This is a genomic window from Nocardiopsis sp. iso_40, assembly GCF_056173285.1.
Window position 1 is genome coordinate 3,884,431 of record NZ_CM149666.1, and the last position, 25,035, is coordinate 3,909,465.

At 72.8% G+C, this 25,035-nt stretch carries 21 protein-coding genes and 1 tRNA gene; 12 read left to right on the forward strand and 10 right to left on the reverse strand.

Features of this window, described 5'->3' with window-relative positions; genetic code table 11:
- Window positions 1-3: 3 nt before the first annotated feature.
- A complete protein-coding gene (locus tag AC0VYD_RS17025; protein ID WP_475476506.1) occupies window positions 4-330 on the reverse strand; it encodes a hypothetical protein in 327 nt (108 codons plus the stop codon).
- Between the two features lie 570 nt (window positions 331-900).
- Here AC0VYD_RS17025 and AC0VYD_RS17030 point away from each other — a divergent pair.
- The gene (locus AC0VYD_RS17030) at window positions 901-2,376 is read left to right on the forward strand and encodes a diacylglycerol kinase family protein (protein WP_475476507.1); all 1,476 of its coding nucleotides are present in this window, start codon (window positions 901-903) and stop codon (window positions 2,374-2,376) included.
- A 57-nt stretch (window positions 2,377-2,433) separates the two neighbouring features.
- Here AC0VYD_RS17030 and AC0VYD_RS17035 read toward each other — a convergent pair whose 3' ends face one another.
- Window positions 2,434-3,408, reverse strand: a complete 975-nt coding sequence (locus AC0VYD_RS17035) for a phosphotransferase (protein ID WP_475476508.1) — start codon at window positions 3,406-3,408, stop codon at window positions 2,434-2,436.
- A 107-nt stretch (window positions 3,409-3,515) separates the two neighbouring features.
- Here AC0VYD_RS17035 and AC0VYD_RS17040 point away from each other — a divergent pair, with 107 nt between their 5' ends.
- Window positions 3,516-4,811, forward strand: a complete 1,296-nt coding sequence (locus tag AC0VYD_RS17040; protein WP_475476509.1) for a winged helix-turn-helix domain-containing protein — start codon at window positions 3,516-3,518, stop codon at window positions 4,809-4,811.
- A gap of 108 nt (window positions 4,812-4,919) precedes the next feature.
- Here AC0VYD_RS17040 and AC0VYD_RS17045 read toward each other — a convergent pair whose 3' ends face one another.
- A complete protein-coding gene (locus AC0VYD_RS17045) occupies window positions 4,920-5,660 on the reverse strand; it encodes a maleylpyruvate isomerase family mycothiol-dependent enzyme (protein WP_475476510.1) in 741 nt (246 codons plus the stop codon).
- A gap of 160 nt (window positions 5,661-5,820) precedes the next feature.
- Between AC0VYD_RS17045 and AC0VYD_RS17050 the strand changes: the two genes are divergently transcribed.
- Together AC0VYD_RS17050 and AC0VYD_RS17055 are read left to right on the forward strand one after the other, a co-directional pair.
- The gene (locus tag AC0VYD_RS17050; RefSeq protein WP_475476511.1) at window positions 5,821-6,762 is read left to right on the forward strand and encodes an MBL fold metallo-hydrolase; all 942 of its coding nucleotides are present in this window, start codon (window positions 5,821-5,823) and stop codon (window positions 6,760-6,762) included.
- A 205-nt stretch (window positions 6,763-6,967) separates the two neighbouring features.
- Entirely contained in the window at window positions 6,968-8,407 is a 1,440-nt protein-coding gene (locus AC0VYD_RS17055; protein WP_475476512.1) for a WGR domain-containing protein, read from the forward strand.
- Window positions 8,408-8,479: 72 nt separating this feature from the next.
- Here AC0VYD_RS17055 and AC0VYD_RS17060 read toward each other — a convergent pair whose 3' ends face one another.
- Both AC0VYD_RS17060 and AC0VYD_RS17065 read right to left on the reverse strand, forming a co-directional pair.
- Window positions 8,480-10,333: a stealth family protein gene (locus tag AC0VYD_RS17060; protein ID WP_475476513.1), complete on the reverse strand. Its 1,854-nt coding sequence runs from the start codon at window positions 10,331-10,333 to the stop codon at window positions 8,480-8,482.
- Window positions 10,334-10,583: 250 nt separating this feature from the next.
- Window positions 10,584-11,369: a class I SAM-dependent methyltransferase gene (locus AC0VYD_RS17065; protein ID WP_475476514.1), complete on the reverse strand. Its 786-nt coding sequence runs from the start codon at window positions 11,367-11,369 to the stop codon at window positions 10,584-10,586.
- 304 nt (window positions 11,370-11,673) lie between these two features.
- Between AC0VYD_RS17065 and AC0VYD_RS17070 the strand changes: the two genes are divergently transcribed.
- The 6 genes from AC0VYD_RS17070 (at window position 11,674) to AC0VYD_RS17095 (ending at window position 16,341) form a co-directional block, all read left to right on the forward strand.
- Window positions 11,674-12,285 (forward strand): hypothetical protein, encoded by a 612-nt coding sequence (locus AC0VYD_RS17070; protein WP_475476515.1) that lies wholly within the window; start codon window positions 11,674-11,676, stop codon window positions 12,283-12,285.
- Window positions 12,282-13,427, forward strand: coding sequence for a PrsW family intramembrane metalloprotease (locus AC0VYD_RS17075; RefSeq protein WP_475476516.1), 1,146 nt, complete (start codon window positions 12,282-12,284; stop codon window positions 13,425-13,427). Before AC0VYD_RS17070 ends, AC0VYD_RS17075 begins: the two co-directional genes overlap by 4 nt.
- A gap of 107 nt (window positions 13,428-13,534) precedes the next feature.
- The gene (locus AC0VYD_RS17080; RefSeq protein WP_475476517.1) at window positions 13,535-13,810 is read left to right on the forward strand and encodes a hypothetical protein; all 276 of its coding nucleotides are present in this window, start codon (window positions 13,535-13,537) and stop codon (window positions 13,808-13,810) included.
- 36 nt (window positions 13,811-13,846) lie between these two features.
- Window positions 13,847-15,088: a helix-turn-helix domain-containing protein gene (locus AC0VYD_RS17085; RefSeq protein WP_475476518.1), complete on the forward strand. Its 1,242-nt coding sequence runs from the start codon at window positions 13,847-13,849 to the stop codon at window positions 15,086-15,088.
- Between the two features lie 131 nt (window positions 15,089-15,219).
- A complete protein-coding gene (locus tag AC0VYD_RS17090; protein WP_475476519.1) occupies window positions 15,220-15,657 on the forward strand; it encodes a hypothetical protein in 438 nt (145 codons plus the stop codon).
- 204 nt (window positions 15,658-15,861) lie between these two features.
- Entirely contained in the window at window positions 15,862-16,341 is a 480-nt protein-coding gene (locus tag AC0VYD_RS17095; protein ID WP_475476520.1) for an SRPBCC family protein, read from the forward strand.
- Between the two features lie 133 nt (window positions 16,342-16,474).
- On the opposite strand, the gene AC0VYD_RS17100 is transcribed toward AC0VYD_RS17095, so the two are convergent.
- Together AC0VYD_RS17100 and AC0VYD_RS17105 are read right to left on the reverse strand one after the other, a co-directional pair.
- Window positions 16,475-16,548 (reverse strand) — tRNA-Pro (locus AC0VYD_RS17100).
- A gap of 177 nt (window positions 16,549-16,725) precedes the next feature.
- Entirely contained in the window at window positions 16,726-18,414 is a 1,689-nt protein-coding gene (locus tag AC0VYD_RS17105) for a hypothetical protein (RefSeq protein ID WP_475476521.1), read from the reverse strand.
- A gap of 446 nt (window positions 18,415-18,860) precedes the next feature.
- Between AC0VYD_RS17105 and AC0VYD_RS17110 the strand changes: the two genes are divergently transcribed.
- Window positions 18,861-20,624 (forward strand): TIGR03767 family metallophosphoesterase, encoded by a 1,764-nt coding sequence (locus AC0VYD_RS17110; protein ID WP_475476522.1) that lies wholly within the window; start codon window positions 18,861-18,863, stop codon window positions 20,622-20,624.
- A 75-nt stretch (window positions 20,625-20,699) separates the two neighbouring features.
- Here AC0VYD_RS17110 and AC0VYD_RS17115 read toward each other — a convergent pair whose 3' ends face one another.
- Window positions 20,700-21,626, reverse strand: a complete 927-nt coding sequence (locus AC0VYD_RS17115) for an EamA family transporter (protein ID WP_475476523.1) — start codon at window positions 21,624-21,626, stop codon at window positions 20,700-20,702.
- Window positions 21,627-21,731: 105 nt separating this feature from the next.
- Between AC0VYD_RS17115 and AC0VYD_RS17120 the strand changes: the two genes are divergently transcribed.
- Window positions 21,732-22,670: a LysR family transcriptional regulator gene (locus AC0VYD_RS17120; protein WP_475476524.1), complete on the forward strand. Its 939-nt coding sequence runs from the start codon at window positions 21,732-21,734 to the stop codon at window positions 22,668-22,670.
- A gap of 15 nt (window positions 22,671-22,685) precedes the next feature.
- On the opposite strand, the gene AC0VYD_RS17125 is transcribed toward AC0VYD_RS17120, so the two are convergent.
- Window positions 22,686-23,714 carry a glutathione S-transferase family protein gene (locus AC0VYD_RS17125; protein WP_475476525.1) on the reverse strand — a complete coding sequence of 343 codons (1,029 nt, stop codon included), beginning with the start codon at window positions 23,712-23,714 and terminating at the stop codon, window positions 22,686-22,688.
- 167 nt (window positions 23,715-23,881) lie between these two features.
- Window positions 23,882-24,967 carry a class I SAM-dependent methyltransferase gene (locus tag AC0VYD_RS17130; protein ID WP_475476526.1) on the reverse strand — a complete coding sequence of 362 codons (1,086 nt, stop codon included), beginning with the start codon at window positions 24,965-24,967 and terminating at the stop codon, window positions 23,882-23,884.
- Window positions 24,968-25,035: the final 68 nt, after the last annotated feature.

The window sequence follows — 25,035 nt, forward strand, 5'->3', positions numbered from 1 at the left end:
GGGTCAGAGGTCGGCGGGGGCGGTGGTGGGGCCCGGAGCCAGACCGAGCCCGGAACGGAGCTCGGCGCACACCTGCCGACAGGCCCGGTCCCCGGTCACCACGTCGATCCGCCCGCCCCGAGCCCACCGGGCGAGCTGGTCGGCCCACTCCGAGCGCGGCATGGACACCACGTCCGGGGGCTCCACCTCCTCGCTCACCTCGGTGGGGGCAGCGTCGGTGAGCACGGTGACCCGGCAGCCGGGGTGGGCCTCGGCGGGGTCGGCGGTGAGCGGCTGCTCGGAGTGCAGGACCACGACGTGGATGGGGTCGGGGGTCTCGGTGGTGGCCATGGGTGCCTTTCCTAGGGGAACGCCCGGAACCTACTCTTCCGGGGCCCCTCCGAAACCTCGCCTCCAGGGCCGAAACCGGCCACCAGTAAGCGATCCGGGGCTGCGGAGGAGGGTAGGGCGCCCGCCCCGGGCTCCGGGCCGGGTTCGTCGTCGGCCCTCCGGGTGCTGCCGGCGGGGCGGGTGGGCGGGGAAGGCGGTGTCGACCGGTTCCTGGACGGAGGTCCGTATCGGGACCCTCCCGGGGTGAGGGAAAAGCGGGAAAACCACCGCAAGCGAAACAAGGGCAGGCTAACCTAAAAGGAATCGGCGGGTGTCCCGGGGCGCGTACGGGACACAGCCGGAACGCGGTGCGGGGGCGACGGCTCTTCCCCAGTCGTCGCCCCCGACCCGTGCCCGCGATGAGCGGTCCCTCACGAGCTGTTCGCGGAGCCCGCGGCCCTGTCGGCCCCCGGGCCCCGTGCACGACGCGGCTGCCAACGCCGAGGGCGGCGGCGTGGGGCGGCCCGGTGTGGCCCGGGTGACGGAGCCCGCCTATGGACAATCCGCGCCCCGGGTACCAGGCTGAGCCCCATGCGACTGCTCCAGCGACTCCAGCGGATCGACAAACGTGTCTACGACCGGATCACCCGGGTGGGCACACCCGTCCTGGACGGTTTCACACCGAAGTTCGTTCAGGGCACCGACAACATGGCGCCGTGGGTCCTGGTCTCGGCCACGCTCTCGGTCACCGGCGGCCCGCGGCTGCGCCGCACCGCGCTGCGGGCGATCCTCGCCGCCGGGGCCGCCAACCTCGGCGCCACCGCGGTCAAGTACCTGGCGCAGCGGTCCCGACCGGACAGTTCGGCGGTACCGGAGGCCCGCTCCCCCTACCGCACCTACCCCAGTTCCTCCTTCCCCTCCGGTCACACCGCCGCCGCGACCGGCTACGCGGGCGGCGTCATGGCGGACGCGCCGCTCCCGCTGTCCGTCCTGGTGTCGGCGATCGCGGGCATGGTGGGCTTCTCCCGCGTGCACAGCGGAGTCCACTACCCGGGCGACATACTCGGCGGAGCGGCCCTGGGGGTCGGCTCGGCCCTGCTGGCCCGCGCCCTCGTCCCGCCCCGGCCAGAGCTCGTCTTCGGGGCGAACACCGTCCCCGCGGGCGAGGCTCCGGAGGACCCCGAGGGCGTCGGGGTGACCGTGGTGATCAACCCCCGCGGAGGCGACAACACGGTGCCCGCCCTGAGCACCGCCGACACGACCGCCCGGGTGGCCCGCCGGCTGCCCCGGGCGAGGATCGTGCCGATGTCCGCCGACGACGACGTGGCCGAGGTGATGGACAGGGCCGCACGCGACTGCGAGGTGCTCGCGGTGGCCGGCGGCGACGGAACCGTCAACGCCGGGGCAACGGCCGCGCTGGCCCACGACCGGCCGCTGCTGGTGCTGCCGGACGGCACCCTGAACAACTTCGCCCGCACCCTCGGGCTGACCTCGGTGGAGACCTCGTTGCGCGCCTTCGCCGGCCGCCGCCTGGCCCGGGTGGACGTGGGCGAGGTGGACGGACGCGTCTTCCTCAACACGTCCTCCTTCGGTTCGTACCCGCGCATGGTGGAACGGCGCGACCGGTGGGCCGACCGGATCGGCAAGTGGCCCGCCTTCGCCCTGGCTCTCTGGCGGGACCTGCGTGAGGTCCAGCCGACCCCGGCGCTGGTGGACGGGAGCCCGGCCAAGGTGTGGTGGGCGTTCGTGGGCAACTGCCGGTACCGGACGCACGCGCGGATGCCGGGGCTGCGGGAGAACCTGGACGACAGGCAGTTGGACGTGCGGGTGCTGTGCGCACGAACGCCGTTCCCCCGGCTGCGGGCCCTGGCGGACGTGCTGCTGGGCCGGGCGCTGTCCGGCGCGGGCTACACCGAGCGGCTCACCGAGTCGCTGACCCTGGCCATCCCGGACGAGCCCCGGTTGCTGGCGGTGGACGGCGAGGTCATGGAGGGAGCGCCGACGGTGGTGTTCCGCAAACGTCCGGCCGCACTGAAGGTGTTCGTGCCCGCGGCGGCCAACGGCTGAACCGCAGCCGGGGGGGCGACGGCCGGGGGCCGCCCGGTGCGGGTACCGCGGCCGTGGTCAGCGGCCCAGCCCGGCGAGGATCGCGCCGAGGTCCCGCCACGCCTGCTCGGTGTCGGCTCCGCGCCGGTGCGGAGCGGCGAACCAGTCGACGAACTCCACCACGTCCTGCAGGTCCCAGCGCAGCCGGTACAGGGCGAGCAGGGCGGGGTCGGGTGTGTGTCCGGCGGCCTCGGTGTAACGGGCGAGGTCCTCGGGGTCGTCACCGACCAGCCACAGGTCGCGTTCGGGAACGGCGAGCCCGACGGTGTCCCAGTCCACGAACAGCGGCCCCGCCTCGCGCCACAGCAGGTTCCCGGGGTGCGGTTCGCCGTGGGTGGTGACCACGCGGGCCCCGTCGGCCTCGGCGGCACGGCGGCCGAACTCCTCCAGACGGCCCAGCAGGACGGCGCCGTGCTCGGCGAGCAGCTCGGCGGTGAGCTCCGCGAAGGGGCCCTGGTCACCGATCTTCTCCGGGTCCGCGGCCAGCTCGGCCAGGCGGTCGGCCCCGGCCAGGTCCGGCGGTGCGGCCCGGACGGTGTCCGGCGGGGTGCGCCCGTGCAGGCGGGCGAGGGCTTCCAGGACCCGGGCGCGCTGCTCGGGTTCGAGGGTCTGACCGAAGTGGCCGGGCGTGCCCCGCGTGTACGGGAAGACGCTGAGCGCGTGGCGGTCGCCGACCCGTAGGACGGTGGCGCCGCGGACGGAGCGCAGCGGAGCCACCACGAACCCGAGTCCGCCCTCGTCGTGCAGGCGGGCCGCGGTGTCCATGGCCAGGCCCAGGTTGCGCAGGACCGCGTCCGGGTCGGCACCGAGGAACGGTTTGTGCTCCAGGTCGGCGAGGGTGAGGAACCAGCGCCGACCGGAGGTGTCGGTGGTACTCCAGTGGTGGTCGCCGAACCCCAGAGGGAGGTGCGCCAGGGCCGCCGTGTGGATGCCCCATTCCGTCAGCGCGTCCTGGATCGAGTGTTCGTCGAGGTCAACAGGCCTGTCCCGCATGGCTGTGACGCTAGCACCCGTTCTGTCGGTACGGCAGGGTATTTTCGCGCGGTGTCGTCTCCGGCGCGGTGCCGGACGCCCCCGCCCACGACCTGTGAGGAGCCCCCTTGACCTCCCCCCTCCCGTCCCCGGGGCCCGCCGCCTGTCCGGCGGCCGAACTCGACCGGCGGGCCGTGCGCCGCCTGGCCCTGGTCCGCCAACGGCTCGCCGGGCCGCCGCCGTCCCCCACCACGGACGGACTGCGCGAGGTGCTGCGGGCCCTGCGCTGCCTCCAACTCGACCCCGTGGGCGTGGTCGCCCCCAGTCACGAGCTGGTCCTGTGGAGCCGGGTAGGTGCCTTCGACCGGGCCGACCTGGACCGGCTGCGGTGGGAGGAGCGGTGGCTCTTCGACTACTGGGCGCACGCGGCCTCCGTCGTCCTGACCGAGGACCACGCGCTGCACCACCTCATGATGCGGCGCTACCCGCGCGGGGCCTCGGACCACGGCAGACGCCTGACGGCCTGGATCGAGGCCAACGGTGTGCTGCGCGAACACATCCTCCAGCGGCTCGCCGAGAGGGGGCCGCAGCCCACCGACGGGTTCGAGGACCTGGCCGCGGTGCCCTGGGAGTCGTCCGGGTGGACCGCCGGGCGCAACGTGGAACGGATGCTCGACGTGCTGTGGACCCAGGGGCGGGTGATGGTGGCCGGGCGTGAGGGGCGCCGCCGCCACTGGGACCTGGCCGAACGGTGTCTGCCGGAGGGGATGGAACAGGTCGAGCTCCCCGAGGCCGAGGTGGTGGCCCGTGCCGCCGAGCTGGCGCTGCTGGCCCTGGGGGCGGGCCGGGCCCGGGACATCGAACGGCACTTCCTGCGCGACCGCTACCCGGGGCTGGACGGGGTGCTCGCCGAGCTGGTGGAGCGGGGCCGGGTCCTGCGGGTACGGGTGGCGGGCACCCGGCCGGACGACCCCTGGTACGTGCACAGCGACGCCCTGCCCGACCTGGAGCGGGTGGAGTCCGGGGAGTGGGAGCCGCGCACGGCCCTGCTGTCGCCCTTCGACAACCTGCTGTGCGACCGGGAGCGCACGGAACTGCTGTGGGGGTTCGCCTTCCGCAACGAGATGTACGTGCCCAGGGCCAGGCGCGAGTACGGCTACTACGTGCTGCCCGTCCTGCACGGCGACCGCCTGGTGGGCCGGGCCGCGCTCCGGATGGACCGCCGGACGCGCACGCTGAACGCGGAGGGCGTGTTCGCGGAGGAGGGCACGCAGAGCGCGGAGGATCTGACCGGGGCCGCCCCGGCGGTGGCCGCGGCGCTGACGGACCTGGCGGGCTTCGCCGGGGCCGAGCGGGTGCGCTTCCCGGGCAGGGTTCCCGAGGCGTGGCGGGACGCCCTGGGCCGGGAACTGGTCGTGGGCTGACCGGGTCCGGCACCGGAGGGTCCCCCGTGGACGGACGGCCCCGAGTCCTTCGTCCGAACCGTCGGGGACCTCCTCGACGGCTGAGGACAGCCTCCGGGACCTCCCCGGCTACCCGGTTTCGGCCGCGGCCAGGAGGCGGTCGAAGGAGGGCTCGTTGCCGGTGATCTCGAGGGTCTCGGTGCCGGTCCGCCGCCACAGGGCGAGCAGGAGTTCCGAGGCGGTGGCCTGGACCGCGGAACTGGACCGGTAGGCTTCGCGGCGGACCCGCCAGTGCTCCCCGGTGTGGTCGACCGTCCACGCGTGGCCGGTGTCGGTGGCGCTCAGCAGGATCGAACCCGCCGGCCTCACCGGCTCCGTCGGCAGTCCGAGGGCATCCCGCAGCCCCAGGAAGAAGCTGAGGAACTCGTCCACCCCGTCAGCGGCCACGTCAGCGGGCAGGGGCCCGGCCCTGCCGACCGCGTTGAGCAGGTCCCAGGCGTGCACGGCGGTCTCCTGCGCCATGCGCCTGTGAATGAAGGCGGCGTCCTTCTGCGGCGCCCAGGTCCAGCGCGGTTCGGCCGGATCGACCCCGGTGAGCACGGTGAGGGTCTCTGCCAGGCCGTCCCGGTACCAGCGCAGCAGGTCCTCGTCCCCGGGCCGCTCCGGCCGCACGTACCCGTCGTCGGGGTCCCTGACCGCGCCGGAGGCGATGGACCGCCAGAAGTGGTGGGTCTCGCCGACGTGCCAGACCAGGTCGTTGACGTTCCACTCGGGGCAGGTGGGTACGTGGGCGTGCGGTCTGTCCTGGGCCGCGTCGGCCAACAGTGTCCCGCTCTCGCGGAGAACGGTGAGGTATCGGGGGGCGTCCATGTTCGGGACGTTAGCACCTCGTACCGGCACGGACCCGGTTTTCCACAGCCCGGTGCCGCCCGCCCCGGCGGGTTCGGGCGGAGCGCCCCCTCCCTGCCCGGCGGCGGGATACGCTGCTGCCGCCACAGGGCGCAACGAGCACCAGCCGAAGGGGCCTCGCATGGGACAGACCGCGCTGACCGGGCCGGACGCCGGGAATCTGAGCGAGATCGTCGAGGGCGTGTACGCCTGGGTGCAGCCCGACGGCACCTGGTGGGTCAACAACGCGGGCGCCGTGGCGGGGGACGACGGGCTGCTCGTGGTGGACACCTGCGCCACCGAAACCCGTACCCGGCGTTTCCTGGACGCGCTCGCCGCCGCCACGGCCGGGGCGCCCCTCAGGTGGGCGGTCAACACCCACCAGCACGGCGACCACACCTACGGCAACAGCCTGCTCCCCGACTCCACCGCGCTGATCGGCCACACCGCCATGCGCGAGGCGCTCAGCGAGGACCCCCTCCTGGAGAACCCGCCCACGGTCTGGGATCCCCTCCCCGAGTGGGGCGAGGTCACCCGCAGGCTCCCCTCCCTCACCCTCGACCGCGAACTCACGCTCCACCTGGGCGGGCGCCGCGTCGACCTGCGCCACCCCGGCTACACCGCGCACACCCCCGGCGACGTGGTCGCCTGGCTGCCCGAGGAACGCGTGCTGTTCACCGGCGACCTGCTCTTCCACGGGCTGACCCCGCTGGTGCTGACGGGCTCACTCGACGGAGCGCTGCGCTCCCTGGAGTGGGTTCGCTCCTTCGGCCCCGAGCACGTGGTGCCCGGCCACGGGCCGCTTCTCACCGGTGCCGAGCTGGACGGGGTCCTGACCGCGCACGAGCGGTACTACCGGTTCGTCCTCGAGGCCGCCGAGGAGGCCGTGCGCGAGGGACGCCCGCCCCTGGAGTACGCGCTCACCGCCGACCTGGGCGAGTTCGGCGGCTGGGCGGACGCCGAGCGGATCGTCATGAACCTCCACCGCGCCCGGGCCGACCTCGTCGGGGAGCCGTTGGACCCGGCTCGGGCCCTGTCGGACGCGGTGCGGTGGAACGGCGGGCCGATGCCCACGAGCCTGTGACCGGCACGGTCGGGGCGGGACCGGAGCGGGAACGGGGTCCCCGCGGCGGCGGGGCGGGTCTGCGGAGCGCCCGATTGTCGGTGCCCGCCGATAGTTTCGGAACCAGTCGACACGGCCTCCGGGCCGGTGGCGTCCCCCGTCTCCCCTGTCCGGCGTCCGTTTCCCCGGCGTGCGCCAGGCACACGACCACCGAAGGGTAAGCTCCATGGCCCCCAGCACAACCAGCCCCCACACCTACCTGGAACTGTCGGAGGAGGGCGGCGGCGCGCACAAGTTCTACGAGGTCAGGATCGACGGCACCGACGTCACCATCCGGTACGGGCGTATCGGGGAGAGCGGCCAGTCGCGCACCGCGAGCCACGCCACGGTCGCCAAGGCCGAGGCGACGGCGGCGAAGAAGATCGCCGAGAAGATGCGCAAGGGGTACGCCCCCGCGGTGGCCGGGGTGCGCCAACGGCGCGCCGTGACCAGGCGGACGATCGTCAGCCAGCGCTCGACCGCCCGCCAGGCGCCGGTGCTGTGGCGGTTCCGCTCGGGCAGCCCCGCCTTCGGCATCTTCGTCGACGACGAGCGCTGCTGGGTCGGAAACGAGCAGGGGAACGTGTACACCCTCTCGCACGAGGGCACCGTCACCGCACGTTACGGTCTGCCGGACGGCGTCAAGTGCATCGTGGCCGACGACTTCTGGATCTACGCGGGCTGCGACGACGGCAAGGTCTACGACCTGGGCGCCAAGATCCCGCACGTGGCGTACGAGATCGCCGAGGACGTCGACATCTACTGGCTGGACATCCACGACGGCGTCCTGGGGGTGTCCGACGTCGCCGGCAGGGTCACCGTGATCGACCACGAGGACGAGTTCCAGTGGTCACGGCGCAGCGCGGGCAGTTCCGCGTGGATGGTCCGCCACGACGAGGCGGGGGTCTACCACGGCCACTCCCGGGGCGTGACCATGTACGACGCGCGCACCGGGGACGAGCGCTGGTCGGTCCCGACCAGCGGCGCGGTGCTGTTCGGCTGGCAGGAGGGCGACGAGGTCTTCGCCGCCACCTCCCGCAACTCCGTCGACCGCATCAGCAAGGGCGGCGAGCACCGGTCCACCTACCGCTGTGACGGAGCGGTCTTCTCCTGCGCGGCCTCACCGGACGGGCGGTACGTCTTCGCCGGTGACAGCCACTCCTCGGTCTACTGCTTCGCCCGGGACGGACGCCGCCTGTGGAAGCTGGCGACGGGGTGCGGGTCGGCCTACTCGATGCAGTTCCACCAGGACCGGCTCTACATCGTCACCACTGACGGTTCCCTGGCCTGCATCGACGCCACGGAGTCCGCGATCGTCTCCGCGGAGCGGGGCAGCGTACCCGACCCGGTGAGTGTGAAGGCTCCGGCCTGGGACGCGGTCACCCCCGCAACCGAGTTGGAGACCGTCCGCGCGGGCGAGGTCGCCGACGGGGTCGTCGTGGAGTGCGTGGACGAGGGCGGGCGGCTGCGCGTGCGCGTGGTGTCCGAGGGGTTCGACCCGTCCCTGAGGGTGCAGTTCCCCAAGGACATCCGGCGTCCGGGCGCCCGCTACGTCGTGGGCGAGGTCCTCACGTCCAGCGGCGGCGGTTTCTACCGCGTCCGCGGCGACATCCGGCGCCTGGGCTGACCGTCCGCGAGCCGTGCCGCCCACACGCGGGGACCCGTGCGGACACGGGCCCCGGTCTCGTGTGTCTCCCGGTCAGGCGGCGGCGGAGACCCGCGACCCCCGGCTCCCGGCCGGTTCCGTCTGCTTCTCGAACCGCGACGGGAACGGGAACCGGCGCTCCAGGAAGTCGCGGACCATGCGGCTCACCTCCTCCTGCTGCTCCGGCGGGGTGTCGAAGTCGTTGAGGCAGAGGAAGTCGTACTCCCCCGGCACCAGGGAGGCGAGCTTGTCCGCCGCGGTGTCGGTGCCGATGTCGACGTACCTGGTCCGGTACTCACCGCGTACCCCGTACCCGTTGAGCAGGGCGTAGTACTGGTGCAGCGTGGTGGCCGCGGCGATGTCGTCCGGGTGCCGGAAGCGGGAGGCGGCGGTGCGCTCCACCTCCTCCCGGTACCGCTCCTCCAGTTCCCGGTGCACCCGGCGGATCTGCGGGAGGGGCGCGTGCCGGATCTTCTGGGCGATGGTCGCCCCGAAGGAGTCCAGGAAGAGTCTGCGGGCGTTCTTCCCGGCCCAGTTGGGCGCCGCCTCCTCCGGGACGGGCGGGCCCACGCCGATCTGGTGCGGGGAGAACGGCAGCAGCGCGACCCCGTTGGCGTGGAAGAAGTGCTCGGCGCCGACCGGGTTGGCGAAGAACACGTCGTCGTTGAGGTAGAGGTAGCGCTCGGAGAGGCCCTCGATGTGGTGGAGCTGGGTCTCGATCGCACGCGAGCTGAAGACCGGCAGCACGCTCGGGTCGGTGAAGATGTCGCGGTGGTCGACCACCGTGATGCCGGGCTCGCCCGTGTCCAGCCAGTACGGGACCTGGTTGTCGGTCACCACGTAGATGTTGCGGACGAACGGCGCGTACATCTGGAGGGAGCGCAGCGAGTAGCGCAGTTCCTCGTGGTCGGTGTAGCGGGAGGCGTTGGCGGCGTGCGAGGCCAGGTCCGACCGCTGGCCGCGGTGGCGGGCGCGCTTGTCGGCGTGCTCCGGGTCGGAGCCGTCCACCCACGTGTAGACCACGTCGACGGGGAAGTCGACCTGTTCCGCGTGGCGGTGGGAGAAGGGCCGGTAGGTGGGCAGCTCGCGGCCCCTGACGGTGACGGCTGCGGTGACGCGCTCGGAGGCGGGCAGGACGTCGGCGATCCGGTTGGGCCGCGGGGCGAGCAGGGCTTCGGTCATGGCGTCGGCGGGGACCTTGACCCTGAGCCGGTCCAGGGCCTGCTCGGCGCGCCCGCTCCCCAGCACGGAACTCCCGTCCCGCCAGAACTCCACGTCGCAGCCGTACTCGAACCCGCCGAACAGGTCACCCGCGGCGGAGAGCAGTTGCTCGGCGAAGCGGATGACCAGGCCGGACTTGACGTCCTCGGCCAGGGCGCCGTCGACGTAGGCGGAGTATCCCGTGACCAGGCCCCGCGGTCCGGGTTTGGCGGCGTAGACGGCGCTGCGCGCGTACAGCTCGCGCATGGCCTCCAGGAAGGCCTTCTTGTCGGAGCGGTGCACGCCCACGACGTGGCGCAGCGGTGAGCGACCCGGTACCAGGAAGTAGTCGACCCCCGCGGACCGGAGTGCCTCGGTGACCAGGTCCAGGTTGCGGTCGGAGGCTCCCGCGGCGGTGAAGTGCTCCACGACCCGGCCGAGCATCTCGGTGCCCTCGGGCCGTCCGGCCGCGCCCGCGGCACCGCTCCCCTGCCCCTCCACCGGGGCGCCCTGCTCCTCCGGCACGGTGAAGGTTCGCAGCCGGGGGTCGTCGGCCAGGAGTGCGCGCCTGCGGGCGGCGATCTTCGCCAGGCGTTTCTCCTGCGCCCTGCGGGCCGCTTCGGCCTGGCGCCGCTCCTCCCTCCGGGCTCTCACGGAGGGGGGAAGCAGGCGTTCGGAGGTGCGCTTGGCACGCGCCATCAGGGACATGGACAGCCTTTCGGTGGGGCGCGCGGCGTCCGACCGCTGCCGCCCCGGGGTGGTGACTGGGGATGGTGGCGGGACCACACTCCTCAGACCCGCGAGCCGCCCACGCGGATGACGGATTCAGTGACAAGAGTCCGAACAAAGACCGACCTGCGACTGAACCGCAACCATTCAGCCCGTGTGGTGACACGGAACGGTCGTGTTATCGACCGAGGGTGACGAAAGTGTCGTCAGCCCGTTCCCCGCCGACCGCTCACTCCGGTGCCGTGACCCTGATCTTCGACTGGCCGTGGGGGAGCTCCTCCCAGTCCTGCATGAACCGCGCCCGGAGGCCGTGCTTCTCCGCGAGCGCGACGAGGGTCTCGGTGCGGTAGTAGAAGTCCTCCCGCAGCACGTGGTGTTCGGTTCCCTCGGTGCGGTCGAAGGTGAAGTCGAAGAAGCCTCCGGGGGCGAGCACCCGGCCCACGTGGGCGAGGCACTCGTCGATCACCTCCAGGGGCGAGTGCGAGAAGACGCTGTGCGCGTGGACCACGTCGAAGGCGCCTTCGGGCAGGAAGTCGAAGGTGAGGTCGTGGGTGAGGGTCAGGTGGGGCAGCTTGTGCTGGAGTCCGCGCTGGGAGAGGACCTTCTTGCCCGCGATCAGGATGTCCGGGGAGATGTCGATGCCGTAGTAGCCGCCCGTGTCCAGGTAGTCGATGAACCGCCATCCCGCCCGGAGGTTGCCGCAGCCGATGTCGAGCATCCGGTGCTCCGGCTTCAGCCCGTGCCCGAAGAGGTAGTCGAACTGCATCTGTCCGAGCGCGAGCCAGCGCTCCTCGTTCCGGCTGCCGACCGCCGCCCGGGGGTCGCGGGCCGCGTCGGAGGCCATCACCGCGCGGTAGTAGGAGACGTGGTCCCGGTGGGTGAGGCGCAGGCGGAGGTCACGGGCGGACCGAAGCAGGTACGGTCCGATCCGGCCGGGGTTGCGCAACGCGTAGCGGATCCGGTGCACCAGTGAGGAGCGGTCCGCGTTGAGGGGGTCGATGGTCTGCTTCGGCATCGGTCGCCCGTGCCCTCCGTCGGTGTCGGTAACACTGGGATTGGCATCACATCACAGGCGGGCCACAACGCCAAGGGGCCTCTCGGGACAGGCCTCCTCCGGTCGGCCGAGGCCGTCCTCCCCCTCGGACGGTGGACCGGAAGGGGGGGCGTTCGGGCGGCAAAGCACCGGTCTCGCCGCCCCCGCTTCCGGTGAAATCACCACAAACATGTGCCAAGTGCTCGTTGTTTCGTCAACGTGCCCTCCCCGGGATGTTTCGCTGGTGGTGAGCACTCATGTCCGAGAACGCAGAGACGGGGGCACGATGGCAGAGGAGAGCGCGGAACTGCGCCACGCCAGGCCACGGGGGCCGCGGAGCAACTGGGTCCCGCTGGGCGTCGCCGCGGCGGTGGTGGCGGTCCTGACCCTCGGCTGGGCGATGGTGAACGCCGCCCTGCCCGCCACCGAGGCCCTCCCCTCGGGTCACAGCATGACGCTCGGCTCCGGAGAGGGTTACGAGGCTTCGGTGACCTTCGACGAGGACTGGCAGCTCGACACCGGCGCCAGCTCCCAGGGCCAGCAGTACCTGTTCACGAAGGGGCGGGTGAACCTGCAGATGAGCTTGGTCACCCCGCCCCAGAAGGCCACGAGCACCGAACTGTGGGAGGGCCTGCGCGACATCGTGCGGGTCAGTGACGCCTCGGCGGCCCTGGGCGAACCGGAAAAGGTCACCTCGGACAGCGGCAGCGAGGGCCTGCGCGGCGACCTGCACCTCGGGCAGCAGACCGGCACCGCGACCGTCTTCCCCTCACCGAACGGGGGCTTCGCGGTCGAGACGCGCACCGTCGGCGCCGAAGCCGGTCAGGCGGAACTGGCCGAGGCGGAGGAGCTGGTCCAGTCGATCCGGTTCAGCCGGTCCACGGGAGTCACCTCATGAGCCACGCACGCCCCGAACCACACGTTCCGTCCACCCACAGCGGCCGGGTCCCCTCCCCCCGCGAGTCCGGACAGGGCCAGGAGGGGGGCGAGCGCCTTCCCGATCCGCGACGGGACCGGCCCCGCGCCCAGCGCCTGCCCGGGCTGACCGCAGCGGTGGTCCTCGCCGTGCTCTGCCTGCTCGGCTTCGGTTTCACCCTGTTGAACTTCGCCGGAGCGATCCGGGTCTTCACCGTCGAGGCGGTGGTCTCGGCGCTCCTGCTCACGGCGGTGGGCGTGCTCGGGTTCTGGGTGCTGCGCCGCATCCGGCCGGTCCGGGCCCCGGGCCTGGCGTCCTCGCTCACGGCCCTGCTCTGGGGGGCGACCGGGGCGATCGGCCTCGCGCTCTTCACCAACTCCAACCTGATGTCGGCCTGGTCCAGGGCGGGCGGACTGGAGTTCGGGACCACCTGGGGCGCCGCGCTGACCGCGCCCGTCAACGAGGAGCTGCTCAAGGTGACCGGGGTCGTCCTGATCGCGGTCATGGCCCCGCGCGCGCTCCGCGGCCCGGTCGACGGCTTCGTGATCGGTGCACTGGCGGGGCTGGGCTTCCAACTGGTGGAGAACTTCACCTACGCGTTGAACACGATCTCGATGCAGGGCGCCACCGACGGCATGCTCTCCGTGCTCCAGAGCTTCTTCCTGCGGATCGGTCTCACCGGTCTGGGCTCGCACTGGGCGATGTCGGCGGTGGCGGGCACCGCGGTCGGCGTGCTGGCCGCGGTGGCCTGGCGGCCCGGCGCGCGCCGGGCGGCCGGGGCCGCGTTGCTGCTGCTGTTGGCGATGGGGGTGCACTGGTTCTTCGACTCGCCGCTGCTGGGGAGCCCGGTCGGCGTGCTGCTCAAGACCCTGACGGTGTTCGTCACCGCGATGGCCGTCTACTTCACGGCACGGCACGCCTACCGCGGCAGGGTCCGTCGGGCCCTGGCCGAGGAGGGTGAGGAACTGGGTGTCCGCCGTTCCTCGGCGACGGCCCTGGCCACCCGGCACGGGCGCCGCGCGGAGCTGGGCCGGGTGGCGCGCCCGGAGCGGCCCGCCGTCCGCGCCCGACAGGAACAGATGGTGGCGATGGCCGAGGACCGGGCGTCGGAGTACCGCGCCTGACACCCGGAGCCTTCGGAGCGGCGGCCGCCGTCGCACTGGCGCCCGCCCCGCAGTGGCGTCGCACGCATCCGCTGCCGGCGCCCCTGCTCGTCTTCGGCGTCTCGGCGGTGCTGCGGCTGCCGACGGGCGGACAGGCAGCGGAGCTGTACACCGCGGTGGCCTTCCTGTTCCTGCCGCACTCCCTGCTGCGTTGGAGTTCCGGTCGCGAGATCGTCGCCCACCGGGTCAGCGCGATGGCGATCCGCGCGCAGGCGGGTCTGAGCGACCTCTCGGACGAACCCGCTCCGGGGCGCGGGGGCCCGAACGAGCCGGGCGGAACCGGCAGGGGCCCGGTCGGAGGAGGTCGGGCCGTTTGCGCCCCGGGGCCGGAGGGGTCCTCGTAGCCTGGACTCCGCAGCATCCCAGGGAAGGACGACGCGATGCCCGTGGACGGCACCCCGGACCCGCACGAGGTCGAGATCCCGTTCGGCACACGCCTCAAGCTGAACCGCACCAGACGCGGTATGACCCGGGAGGTGCTGGGCGGCCTGGTGGGGCGCTCCGCCTCATGGGTCAAGGCCGTGGAGACCGGGCGTCTGGGCACCCCCAAACTCTCGATCCTGCTCCGCCTGGTGGAGGCGCTGCGCATCCGCGACCTCGCCGAGCTGACCGGCGAGCAGTCCGTTCCGGTGGAGCTGTTCACCGGCCCGGGGCACGCCCTGCTGCCGAGGGTGCGCGAGGCGGTCAACGCCCTTCCGGTCGGCGACCCCCGGCCCGCTCCCCCGCTGGAACACCTGCGCGCCCGGCTGGCCGGGGCCTGGCGGGCCAGGCACTCGGCGCCCAACCACCGGGAGGTGGTCGGCCGGCTGCTCCCCGGATTGCTGGAGGACGCACAGCGGTCGGTGCACCAGGCCGAGGGGGCGTCGGCGCGGGCCCGCGCGCGGTCGGTGCTGTCGCAGGTGTGTTCTCTGGCGCAGTTCTTCATCGCCTACCAACCCGCGCAGGGCCTGCTGTGGCGGGTGGCCGAACGCGGTATGTCCGCGGCCCAGGAGGCGGACGACCCGCACGCCCTGGGAGTGGCCGCCTGGCTGCTGGCCCAGGCGCACCGGGACGCGGGTGACTGGGAGGCCGCGGACGCGGTCACCGAGGACGCCAGCCGCCATCTCGCCCGGCATCTGCCGGACGGCGGCCGGGACGTGCTCGCGGTCTGGGGCGCCCTGCGGTTCGAGGCGGGGTACACGGCGGCGCGACGCGGGCAGGCCGGTTCGGCGTGGCGGCACTGGGACACCGCGCACCGGGCGGCCGAACGGCTGCCCGCCTCCTACTACCATCCGATGACCTCCTTCTCCCGGCCGGTGATGGGCGCGCACGCGGTGACCGTGGCGGTGGAGCTGCGCAGCGGCCACGAGGCGGTGCGCCAGGCGCAACGGGCCCCGGCGGAGGCGATCCCCTCACGGCCGCGCCGGGCCCGGCACCGGATCGAACAGGCCCGCGCCCACCGTCTGGCCGGGCAGCGGGACGAGGCGCTGCGTGTCCTGGAGGCCGCACACGAGGCGGCGCCGGAGACGGTCCGGTACAACGGTTTCGCCCGCCGGATGGTGCTGGAGGAACTGGAGTCACGCGAGGGGCGGCACCGGGACCGGGCGGGCGGACTGGCCGAACGGATCGGTTTGCTCTCCTGAGCTGACCGGGAATCCATCCGGGGACACATTCTGTACCCCTCGAATCATTGTCGACACCTAGAGTTACCAACCGTCAGAGTTCCGGGTGTCTCAGGGGTGCCCGGGGCCCGTTCAACAGTTCGGGGGGCGCCGTGGGCGAGGCCGCCACCATCGAGGCGCAGAACCGGTCGGCACTGGAGGCCTGGGCACGGGCCATGCACGCGACGATCGTTCCGGTGGCCGAGAACTGGTGGTCGATCACCTACCAGGCCGAGGCCGTGCTGGCCGACGGCAGCCGGACGCGCTGCCGTTACCGCTACATGATTCCGCGCCAGGCCGCCCTGCGGCGCTGGCGGCGCACGTACGTGGTCGGCCTGGTCCACACCGACGGCCGGGCCCGGTGCCACCACGTGCGGCAGGTGATCCCGGTGGGCGACACCGATGCCGAGGCCAGGCACCGGGCCGAACTGATCGCCTCCGCCCTGGTCGCCACGGAACGCAAGGGCGCCTGCGGTGCGAGCGTCGCCAACCTGGAGGCGTACGTGGTCGAACCGGCCACCCTGTGGAAACCCCGCGTCGCGAGGTACTGAGCGCGCGTGCAGGGAGGGGAGCAGCCCCGGGCCCCGGTTCCGGCACTCGGTCCGAACCGCAGCCCGGACGGTCCGCCACTCGGCCCGTTCACCGCCTGGATGCTGGACCGGGACCGGCCCGAGACCGCATGCTGGACACCTGGGCGACCGGGGGTGACCTGGGCAGTCGCCCCGACTCCATCCGCGCACCGGAGGGCCGCGACCATGAGCACCGAAGTCCGCCTCGGCACCGACCCGCAGGGGGCGCCCGCCCTGCTCTTCACCCGCCGCTACCCGCACCCGCGCTCCGCGGTCTGGAACGTCCTGACCGAAGACGACATGCTCTCCCGGTGGTTTCCGGCCGACGCGCGGGTCGACGCCCGCGAGGGCGGCACGCTCACCCTGGCGTTCCCCGGCGGGGAACCGGAGGTCGTACCCATCACCGGGTTCGACCCGCCGCGACTGCTGGCCTTCCACTGGTCGGGCGAGGACCTGCGCTGGACCCTGGAGGAGGACGGCCGGGGCTGTGTACTCCGGCTCTCCAACACCATCGACGACCCCGAGTGGACCGCGAACACGGCCGCCGGCTGGGACACCTGTCTGACCGACCTCGCCGCGGTACTGGACGGGCGCGCGCCCGAGTCCGGCCCGCTCCCCGACGAGGAACTCGTCGAGTACTACCGGGCCGCGCTCTCCACCGACTAGGAATCCGGGCCGCTGCCAGGAGCGGACCGCCTCGGCGGCGCTCGCCGCCAGACAGGGGGCGAACTGCGTGCACGGCGCAAACAGAAAGAGGCCCACCGGACGGTGGACCTCTCCATAACCTGCTTTTCCTCTGTCGGGACGGCGGGATTTGAACCCACGACCCCTTGACCCCCAGTCAAGTGCGCTACCAAACTGCGCTACGTCCCGGCCGCTGGGCGGAAGCCGTCTCCGGCCCCGCCAACAGGTGAAACCCTACCGTATTCGCGGGGGCGCTCGAACCAGGCCGGCTCTCACCGGCCGGTCCCGCACGACCGCCTCCAACAGCGCTCCGCCGGGTCGCGGCGTCCCGGTGCCGGGCCCGGGCCGGCCCCTCACCGTGTGAGGTCAGGGGTGCAGGCCGAGCAGCAGCGGGGACCGCTCGTCCTCCGTGGCGAGGACGACCGCCCCCGGAACCGCCACCACATAGGCGGCGCCCGGGTACTCGGCCCGGAACACGATCCCGTCCTCCCACCGGGTGGTCTCCCCGAAGGGGGCGACCACCACCGCCGTGGCCACGCCTTCCGCGTCCGTCTTCCGCGCGATCACCAGGGAGTCGTCGAGCACTGCGATCCGGGAGGAACCGACGGTGTCGATGAGGAAGGCCTCCTCGACCACGGCCGTCCCGCTGATCCGCCCGGAGGCGTCCGCCCGGTGGAACGTCGTCTCCAGGTCGCCGCTGTCCACGGCGAGGACCGTTCCGTCCGCGTCGGCGTACGCCACCCCGATGAGGTCGTCACCGGCGGCCAGGTCCTCGGGGAGCGCGGCGAGCTCCTCGCCGGTGCCCGGGTCCAGGACCACGGTCCGCTCCTCAGGCCCGTTCCGCACGACCACCGGCGCCCCGGCCGCTCCCGTCGGGACCTCCTCCAGCCGGGGCTCCGGAACCAGGGGCGGCACTTCCCACAGCTCCGTGCGCCACAGTTCGGTCTCCGTCAGCGGGTCGACGGCCACGACGGCGGCCCGCGTCCGAACGCCCTCCCAGCGGAAGGGGTTCCCGGTCTCGACGGACCGCCGGACCGTCTCGGCGTCCGCGTCCTCCAGACAGCCGAACACACCCACCAGACGGTGGCCGTAGTTCCCGGTGTGCGAGACCACGCAGTCCTCGGGCAGGTCCAGCGCGTCAGCCACCAGTTCGCGGCCGTGCTCGTTCACCCAGCCGGTCGGGGGCGCCTCGGTGTCCGCCCCCTCCTCGACGATCCCGCCCGTCCCGGCGTCCAGCACCACCGTCTCGAACCGGCCCTCGCCGTCCCCGGTGTCCTCATCGACCCGGTAGCGCACGTGGACGCGCCCGTCCTGGGCCCACACGCCCCGAACCTGGTGGTGGGGGCGCCGGTAGGACCAGAGCTCGGCTCCGGTCGTACCGTCCAGGGCCACGGCACCGTCCCCGAGGAGGACCAGCGGCCCGTGGCTCCCCGCGTGCACCTCCTGGACCTCGGCGGCCATCGGCGGGCGCCACTCCCAGCCCGCCTCCGAGACCGCAGCCGGGACCGGGGCGGGCTCGGCGCGCCCGTCGGCGACGTGGTGCGGCACCCAGGGGACGAGGAAGCGGGCGGTCAGGCCAGCGGCCAGCGCCACGGCCAGCACCCCCGCGCCGAGAAGGAGGACGGCCCGGCGGAGCGGTCCCGGTCCGGGCCTTCGCCGGGCCATGAGCATGAACCCGCAGCCCAGCGCGACGGCACAGGCCGCCAGCCACAGGTGCACGGCGACCGGTGCGGGCTCGAAGGCCCGGGGGTCGCGGGTGGTGGCCTCGAAGGCGTCCCCCGGGAAGGCGAGCCAGGCCGCCAACAGCCCGAGTCCGGCCACCGCGCACAGCCGGAGCAGGTACCGCTGCGCACCGCCGCTCCGTCGGCCCAGCACGAGCGTGAGGGCGAGGACCGCGGCCAGGGCGGAGACGATCCACCACCCGTCCCTCCCGGGCAGGCCGCCGTCGTCCGCCACCGCGACGGCGCCGATCCACAGCAGGGCGCCGACCAGCAGTCCCGCACCGGTCCAGGCCAGGGCGTCCCCCACCCGCCCGGGCTTCTTCTCGTCCGTCACGGGACCGCTCCCCACCGTGCGATGTCCGACCTGCCGCTGGAGAACCTAGCAGGGCGTCCCGGACCGGCTCTCGGGAGGGCGCGGGCGGCCCTGGCCCCGGCTCGTGGCGCCCGGGACGGGTCCAGGGCCGCCTGTTTGGCCGCATCCGGCCAAACATGAGAACCCCTCATCTTTATGACGGTTCATCGAGGCCGCGGCGAACTCCCCGGGGCCCGGAGCCGACCCGCAGGTGGACGCCGGTACAGCGCCGCGGAACGTCCGGACCACGGGCCCGCGGTCCCGGAAACAGGCGAACCGGTGATCGTACCCACCCCGTGCCCGGACCCGCCCGGTCCGGGTCCGACCCGGGCAGCGCACCCCCGTTGCCCCGCGCCCTCCTCCCGGCCTTTAATGACGGCGCCCCACCCCCGCAGGCCGCCCCCGGCCGGGCCGAAAGGACTCCCCCCATGCCACCCCTCAACCGGCGCGGTTTCATCACCGCCAGCGCAGGCCTGGGCTTCGCCCTCGGCCTCCCCGCCCTCCCGGTCTCAGCCGCGACCCACGACAGACTCATCCGGCAGACCCTGGACCGGGTCGCCAACCCCGAAGGCACCACCTTCGCCGAGGTCGCCTCCCCCGTCGGCGACGGCTACCGACTCCTCACCGCCGGACCGGGCTGGCCGCTGGAGGTACGCGAGGACCTGGTCCCGGCACAGTCCGGCCGCGACGAACGGCGCACCCCGCTCGCGGCATTCGTCCAGTTCACCGACCTGCACATCCTGGACGTGCAGAGCCCGGTGCGCTTCGAGTACACCCACCCGATCCTCGGTTCCAGCGCCCACCGGCCACAGGAACCACTCGCCGCGATCGGCGCGTCCGCGCTGGTCCGCAGGGTCAACTCGCTCCGTGCGGGGCCGGTCACCGGGCGCCCCTTCGACTTCATGATGACCACCGGCGACAACACCGACAACCACGAGCGGATCGAACTCGACTGGCTCATGGCGGTCCTCAACGGCGGCCCCCTCACCCCCGACACCGGCGACCCCTCCCGGTTCGAAGGGGTGCAGAACTGCGGGTCGGAACTGTACTGGCAGCCCGAGAGCGAACTGCGGGACCGGTACAAGACCCAGGGCGGGTTCCCCCACCTGCCCGGGTTCCTGGACGCGGCCAGGGCCGAGTTCCACAGCCCCGGCCTGGACGTCCCCTGGTACTGCACCGTGGGCAACCACGACAACACACCGGCGGGCACGCTGCCCGCGGGCACCATGGACGAGCTCTACGTCGGCGACCACAAGCTCATGTTCGCCGACGAGGAGGTCACCGAGCGGACGGCCGAGGCCATGACCGAGGAGGACCGGCTCGGCGAGGTACCCGACGAGGTCGAGAGCCCCGCCGCTCCCGGCACCTTGTCGACCGCCGCGCTGACCTCCACCGTCACCCCCGACGAGCGGCGCGCCCCCTTCGACACCGCCGACTTCGTCGCCGCCCACCTCGCTGAGGCCAACACCGGCCCCGGTCCGGTCGGCCACGGCTTCACCGAGGAGAACGCGGACGGGGTGGACTGCTTCTACACCTTCCCGATCGCCGAGGGCGTCACGGGGGTCAGCATGGACACGACCACCCTGGCGGGGCTGGCCAACGGTTCCATCGGCAGGACCCAGTACCGGTGGCTGGAGCGCACCCTGCGCGCGTCGAGCTCGGTCTACTACGACCTGTTCGGACGGCGGCGCACCCAGCAGGTGACCGACGAGCTGTTCGTGCTGTTCAGCCACCACACCAGCGACACCATGAACAATCCGCTGCCGGACCGGCGCCGCCCGACGGAGATCCGCTACGTCGGCGAGATCCTGGTAGCCATGCTCAAGCGCTATCCCAACGTGCTGGCCTGGGTGAACGGCCACACCCACCACAACAAGGTGCGGGCACACACCTCCAACGTCCCGGAACGGGGTTTCTGGGAGATCAACACCGCCTCGCACATCGACCACCCGCAGATGGCCCGCAGCATCGAGATCGTGGACAACGCGGACGGCACCGTGTCGCTGTTCACCACCCTGCTGGAGGCCGACAGCCCATACCAGGCCGACCACGGCGACTACTCCGCCGACGGCCTGGCCTCGCTCTACCGGGAGCTGTCCGTCAACGACCTTTACGCCGACCCCGCCAACTACGGCCAGCCGGAGGACCGCAACGTGGAACTCCTCGTCGCCGCGCGGCACCCGGCACGGTAGGCGCGGACCGCAGGCCCGGGGCGGCCTCGGCGGGTGGCCCGGTGACGCGCCGGCCTCCCCGGGCCGCCCGCAGGACTACCGGGAGGAGTGCCCGCCGACCGGGACCGCCCCGTCCCCGGCGGCGGTCCCCTCCTCCACCGGCTCCCCGGCCCGACCCCCCAGGGCGGTCAGTGCCACGCCGCCCACCAGGAGCACCGCCGCCGCCAGGCTCAGCACGCTGATCCGCTCACCGAGGAACAGGAACGCCGAGGCCATGCCGAAGACCGGTACCAGCAGCGAGTAGGGCGCCACGGCGGAGGCCTCGTACCGGCGGAGCAGGTGTCCCCAGGCCCCGAAGCCGAACACCGTGGCGGCCCAGGCGACGAAGGCGATCGCCCCCGCCCCGGCCAGGTCCAGCCCCCGTATCGCGGCCAGTCCGGCCTCGGGGCCCTCGACCAGCAGGGACAGGGCGAACAGCGGCAGCGGCGGCACCACACTGACCCAGACCATCCAGCTCAGGGCGTCCGGCGGAGCGGCTCTGCGGGTGAACACGTTGGACAGCCCCCAGAACGCGGCGGCCGCCACGACCAGCACGAACGCGGTCAACGGTCCCGATCCGCCGTGGTCGTGGGCGGCGACCGCGATCCCGCACAGGGCGACGGCCATCCCCAGGTAGCGGACCGGGCGCAGCCTCTCCCGCAGGAAGAGCACCGCGAAGAAGGCGGTGAACATCGCCTGCACCTGCAGGACCAGCGAGGTCAGCCCGGCGGGCATGCCCAGGTACATGCCGGTGAAGACCAGGCCGAACTTGGCCACACCCAGTACCAGCCCCACCAGGAGGATCCACCCGAACGCGACTCCGGGGCGGCGTACGAAGAAGACCGCGGGCAGGGCGGCCACCAGGAACCGCAGAGCGGAGAACAGCAGCGGTGGGAAGTGGTCGAGGCCGACTTCGATGACGACGAAGTTGACCCCCCACACGGCCGCGACCAACACGGCGAGAAGGGAATGGGAGGGACGCATGGAACCGATCATGGCCCCACCCCGGCTTTAGCACCAGCGAAACCTTCTACTAGGTTGGTTTCAGACCTGCTTAAAGATGGGCGGGCCTCCTCGGAAGGATCCCCCGTGCTCGACCTCTCCCGGCTGCGGGCCCTGCACGCGGTACACGTCCACGGTTCGGTCAGTTCCGCCGCCAAGGCGCTCGGCTACACCCCCTCGGCCGTCTCCCAGCAGGTCACCAAACTCGAACGCGAGACCGGGACCGCCCTCCTGGAGCGCCAGGGGCGCGGGGTCGTGCTCACCGACGCCGCCGAGATGCTCGTGGGCACAACGGCCCGGATGCTCACCATCATGGAGACGGCCGAGGTGGCGCTGGAGGAGCGGCGCGGCAGGCCCTCGGGGCGCCTGACCGTGGCCGCCTTCTCCACCGCGGCCCGCGGCCTGCTCCCCCTTCCCCTCGCCGAACTCGCCCGGGAACACCCCGACCTGGACCTGCGGGTGGTCGAGGAGGACCCACACGCCACCCCGCACATGGTCGCCCAGGGGACGGTGGACCTAGCCGTCGTCCACGACTGGGACATCGCACCGATGACCGTCCCCGACGGGGTGGTGCGCACCGTGCTCGGCGAGGACCGCTGCGACGTCCTCCTCCCACGAGCACACCCCCTCTCCGAACTCGCGGTGCTCAGCCGCCGGGACGTGGCCGCGGCCCGCTGGATCTGCCAACCGCCCGGCACGGTCTGCCACGACTGGCTGATGCGGACGCTGCGTCCGGTCCTGCCCGAACCGGACATCGCCCACTTCGTGGCCGAGTACCAGACCCAGATCGCCATGGTCGAGGTCGGCCTGGGCATCGCCCTGGTCCCCCGCCTGGGCCGGGGGAGCGTCCCCGACTCGGTGGTGGTCAAGCCCCTGGACCCCACCCCGGTACGCGGTGTTTCCGCGCTCTGGCGCGAGGGGACCTCCCGCCGCCCCGCCGTCACCGAGGCGGTGCGCCTGCTACGCGAGCACGCCGCACGTCTGTGCCCTCCAACACCTGTGCCGGACCTGCCCGGTCACCGGTGAACCACCCTCGGACGGTCAGCCCTGCTCAGCCAGGGGCGGGACGCGCTCGTCCTCCGGTGCTGGTCCGGGCGGACCGCCCTCCCCGAAGGGACTGCCACCGAGCGACTCGCGGCCGTGCTCGGTGAGCCAGCCGCGGGGGTCGGGGCCGACCGCGACCACCCCGGTCGGGTTGATCGCCGTGTGCACCCGGTAGTAGTGCACTCTGATGTGCTCGAACTCGGTGGTGTCGCCGAAACCGGGCGTCTGGAAGAGGTCCCTCGCGTAGGCCCACAGCGCCGGGTACTCGACGAGCTTGCGGCGGTTGCACTTGAAGTGGCCGTGGTAGACCGCGTCGAACCGGACCAGGGTGGCCCAGAGCCGCAGGTCGGCCAGGGTGATGTGCTCCCCCACCAGGTAGCGGCGGTCGGTGAGGCGCTCCTCCAGTGCGTCCAGCCGGGCGAAGACGGCGGCCACCGCCCTGTCGTAGCGGTCCTGGTCGGGGGCGAAACCGGAACGGTAGACACCGTTGTTGAGGTCCTGGTACACCCGCGCGCTCACGGTGTCGATCTCCTCGCGCAGAGCCACCGGATACAGGTCCGGGGCGCCCTCCCGGACCAGCGGTCCCCACTCGGTGGCCATGTCCACGCTGAGCTGGTCGTAGTCGTTGGACACCAGGTGTCCGCTGGGGACGTCTACCAGTCCGGGCACGCTCACGCCGCCGTCGTAGGCCGGGTCGCGGGCCAGGTAGGCCTCGCGCAGGGCGTGGATGCCCAGTACCGGGTCCCTGTCGTCCGGGCTGCCGGTCCGCTCGGTGAACACCCAGTGCGGGTCACCCCCGATGATCTCCTGGACCGGGTCGGTGACGGCCAGCGGGACGGCCCCCTCCAGGCCCATGAGCCGCCGGGTCATCACCACCCGGTGCGCCCAGGGGCAGGCCCGGCTGACGACCAGCCGGTAGCGGTCCGGTTCGGCGGTGCGCCCGAACCGGCCGTCGGCGGTGATCCGGTCGGCGAAGGCCGCCGGCTCCCGCCTGATCTCCTCGGTGGGAAGCTTGTTGGCCCGCATACCGGCTACCTCCGACGCTCCGGGAACTGGTTCCGCCCCCGATCCTAGGTCCCGGAAAGGCAGCGCAGCGGGTTGTCCACAGGCCTGTCCCGCACGGTTCTGCCGCCCGCGCGCAGGGGCGGCCGCCGCTCTGCCCGGCGCGGGGACCGTACCCGTGCCCGGCCGGGTCAGGTCCTGGTGCAGACGTAGTAGCTGTTGAACGGATCGGTGTCGATCTCCTTGACCTCCACCTCGCCGAAGCCGGCCTCGGCCAGCATGGCCCGGGCCTTCTGCTCACCCCACGCCGTTCCCAGACCGTCGCCGTCCAGGGCCAGGGAGACCGTCATGCAGTGCATCAGGGAGACCGTGTAGACGAAGGTCGCCCAGGGCAGGTCCAGGTTCTCCCGCAGACGGCTGGAGGCCTTGATGTCCACCATCAGGAACTTCCCGCCGGGCCGCAGGGCCCGGTGGATCCCGGCGAGCACCCGGGCGGGGTGGGCCTGGTCGTGGATGGAGTCGAAGGCCGTCACCAGGTCGAACTCCCCCTCGGCGGCCATCTCGGCGACGTCGCGCAGCTCGAACCGGACGTTGGAGAGCCCCATGGCGTCGGCCTCTCCCCTGGCGAACGCGAGGGCCTCCTCGGAGAAGTCGTAACCGACGAACCGGCTCCGCGGGTAGGCGCGCCCCATCACGTTGACGGCGTGGCCGCGCCCGCAGCCGACGTCTGCCACGTCGATGCCCAGGGCGAGCCTTTCGGGCACGCCCTCCACCAGGGGCAGGGTCGTGTCGATGAGGGAGGCGTCCACCACCTCGCCGCTCTCCTCGGCCATGACCTGGTGGAACCGCTCGTAGGCGCTGTAGGGCACACCGCCGCCGTGCCGGAAGGCCTCCTCCACCCGCTCGTCGACCTGGGCCAGCATGGGCAGCATCGCCGTCAGGCGGGCCATGTTGTCGGGCCCGGCGGCGCGGGTCAGGCAGGCCGCGTGCTCCGCGGGCAGGGAGTAGGTGTCGGCGTGCGGGTCGTACTCGACGAGTCGGGAGGTCGTCGCCCCGCCCAGCCACTCGCGCACGTAGCGCTCGTTCAGGCGGGCGGCGTCGCTGATCTCCCGGCTGGTCATCGCGCCGCGGTCGGCCATCGTGTCGAACAGGCCCAGCCGGTGGCCCAGGCTGCAGATGAGGGCGGTGCTTCCGGATTCCAGGACACCGACCATCCGACCGGCGAACTCCTCCACCTTTCCCCGGTCCAGGTCCTGTGCGGTGGTCTGGGTGCTCATCACGGGCTCCTTCCCCGAAGGGTGCTTCTCCCGCACGACGGCGGGCCGTCGGACCGGCCGTGGCACCG

Excerpts from the sequence above, each read along its gene's own strand:
- AC0VYD_RS17130 (WP_475476526.1), bottom strand. The coding sequence starts at position 24,967 with ATGAGCACCCAGACCACCGCACAGGACCTGGACCGGGGAAAGGTGGAG.
- AC0VYD_RS17035 (WP_475476508.1), bottom strand. The coding sequence starts at position 3,408 with ATGCGGGACAGGCCTGTTGACCTCGACGAACACTCGATCCAGGACGCG.
- AC0VYD_RS17065 (WP_475476514.1), bottom strand. The coding sequence starts at position 11,369 with ATGCCGAAGCAGACCATCGACCCCCTCAACGCGGACCGCTCCTCACTG.
- AC0VYD_RS17030 (WP_475476507.1), top strand. The coding sequence starts at position 901 with ATGCGACTGCTCCAGCGACTCCAGCGGATCGACAAACGTGTCTACGAC.
- AC0VYD_RS17045 (WP_475476510.1), bottom strand. The coding sequence starts at position 5,660 with ATGGACGCCCCCCGATACCTCACCGTTCTCCGCGAGAGCGGGACACTG.
- AC0VYD_RS17125 (WP_475476525.1), bottom strand. The coding sequence starts at position 23,714 with ATGCGGGCCAACAAGCTTCCCACCGAGGAGATCAGGCGGGAGCCGGCG.
- AC0VYD_RS17050 (WP_475476511.1), top strand. The coding sequence starts at position 5,821 with ATGGGACAGACCGCGCTGACCGGGCCGGACGCCGGGAATCTGAGCGAG.
- AC0VYD_RS17060 (WP_475476513.1), bottom strand. The coding sequence starts at position 10,333 with ATGTCCCTGATGGCGCGTGCCAAGCGCACCTCCGAACGCCTGCTTCCC.
- AC0VYD_RS17085 (WP_475476518.1), top strand. The coding sequence starts at position 13,847 with ATGCCCGTGGACGGCACCCCGGACCCGCACGAGGTCGAGATCCCGTTC.
- AC0VYD_RS17110 (WP_475476522.1), top strand. The coding sequence starts at position 18,861 with ATGCCACCCCTCAACCGGCGCGGTTTCATCACCGCCAGCGCAGGCCTG.
- AC0VYD_RS17070 (WP_475476515.1), top strand. The coding sequence starts at position 11,674 with ATGGCAGAGGAGAGCGCGGAACTGCGCCACGCCAGGCCACGGGGGCCG.
- AC0VYD_RS17075 (WP_475476516.1), top strand. The coding sequence starts at position 12,282 with ATGAGCCACGCACGCCCCGAACCACACGTTCCGTCCACCCACAGCGGC.
- AC0VYD_RS17055 (WP_475476512.1), top strand. The coding sequence starts at position 6,968 with ATGGCCCCCAGCACAACCAGCCCCCACACCTACCTGGAACTGTCGGAG.
- AC0VYD_RS17095 (WP_475476520.1), top strand. The coding sequence starts at position 15,862 with ATGAGCACCGAAGTCCGCCTCGGCACCGACCCGCAGGGGGCGCCCGCC.
- AC0VYD_RS17115 (WP_475476523.1), bottom strand. The coding sequence starts at position 21,626 with ATGCGTCCCTCCCATTCCCTTCTCGCCGTGTTGGTCGCGGCCGTGTGG.
- AC0VYD_RS17025 (WP_475476506.1), bottom strand. The coding sequence starts at position 330 with ATGGCCACCACCGAGACCCCCGACCCCATCCACGTCGTGGTCCTGCAC.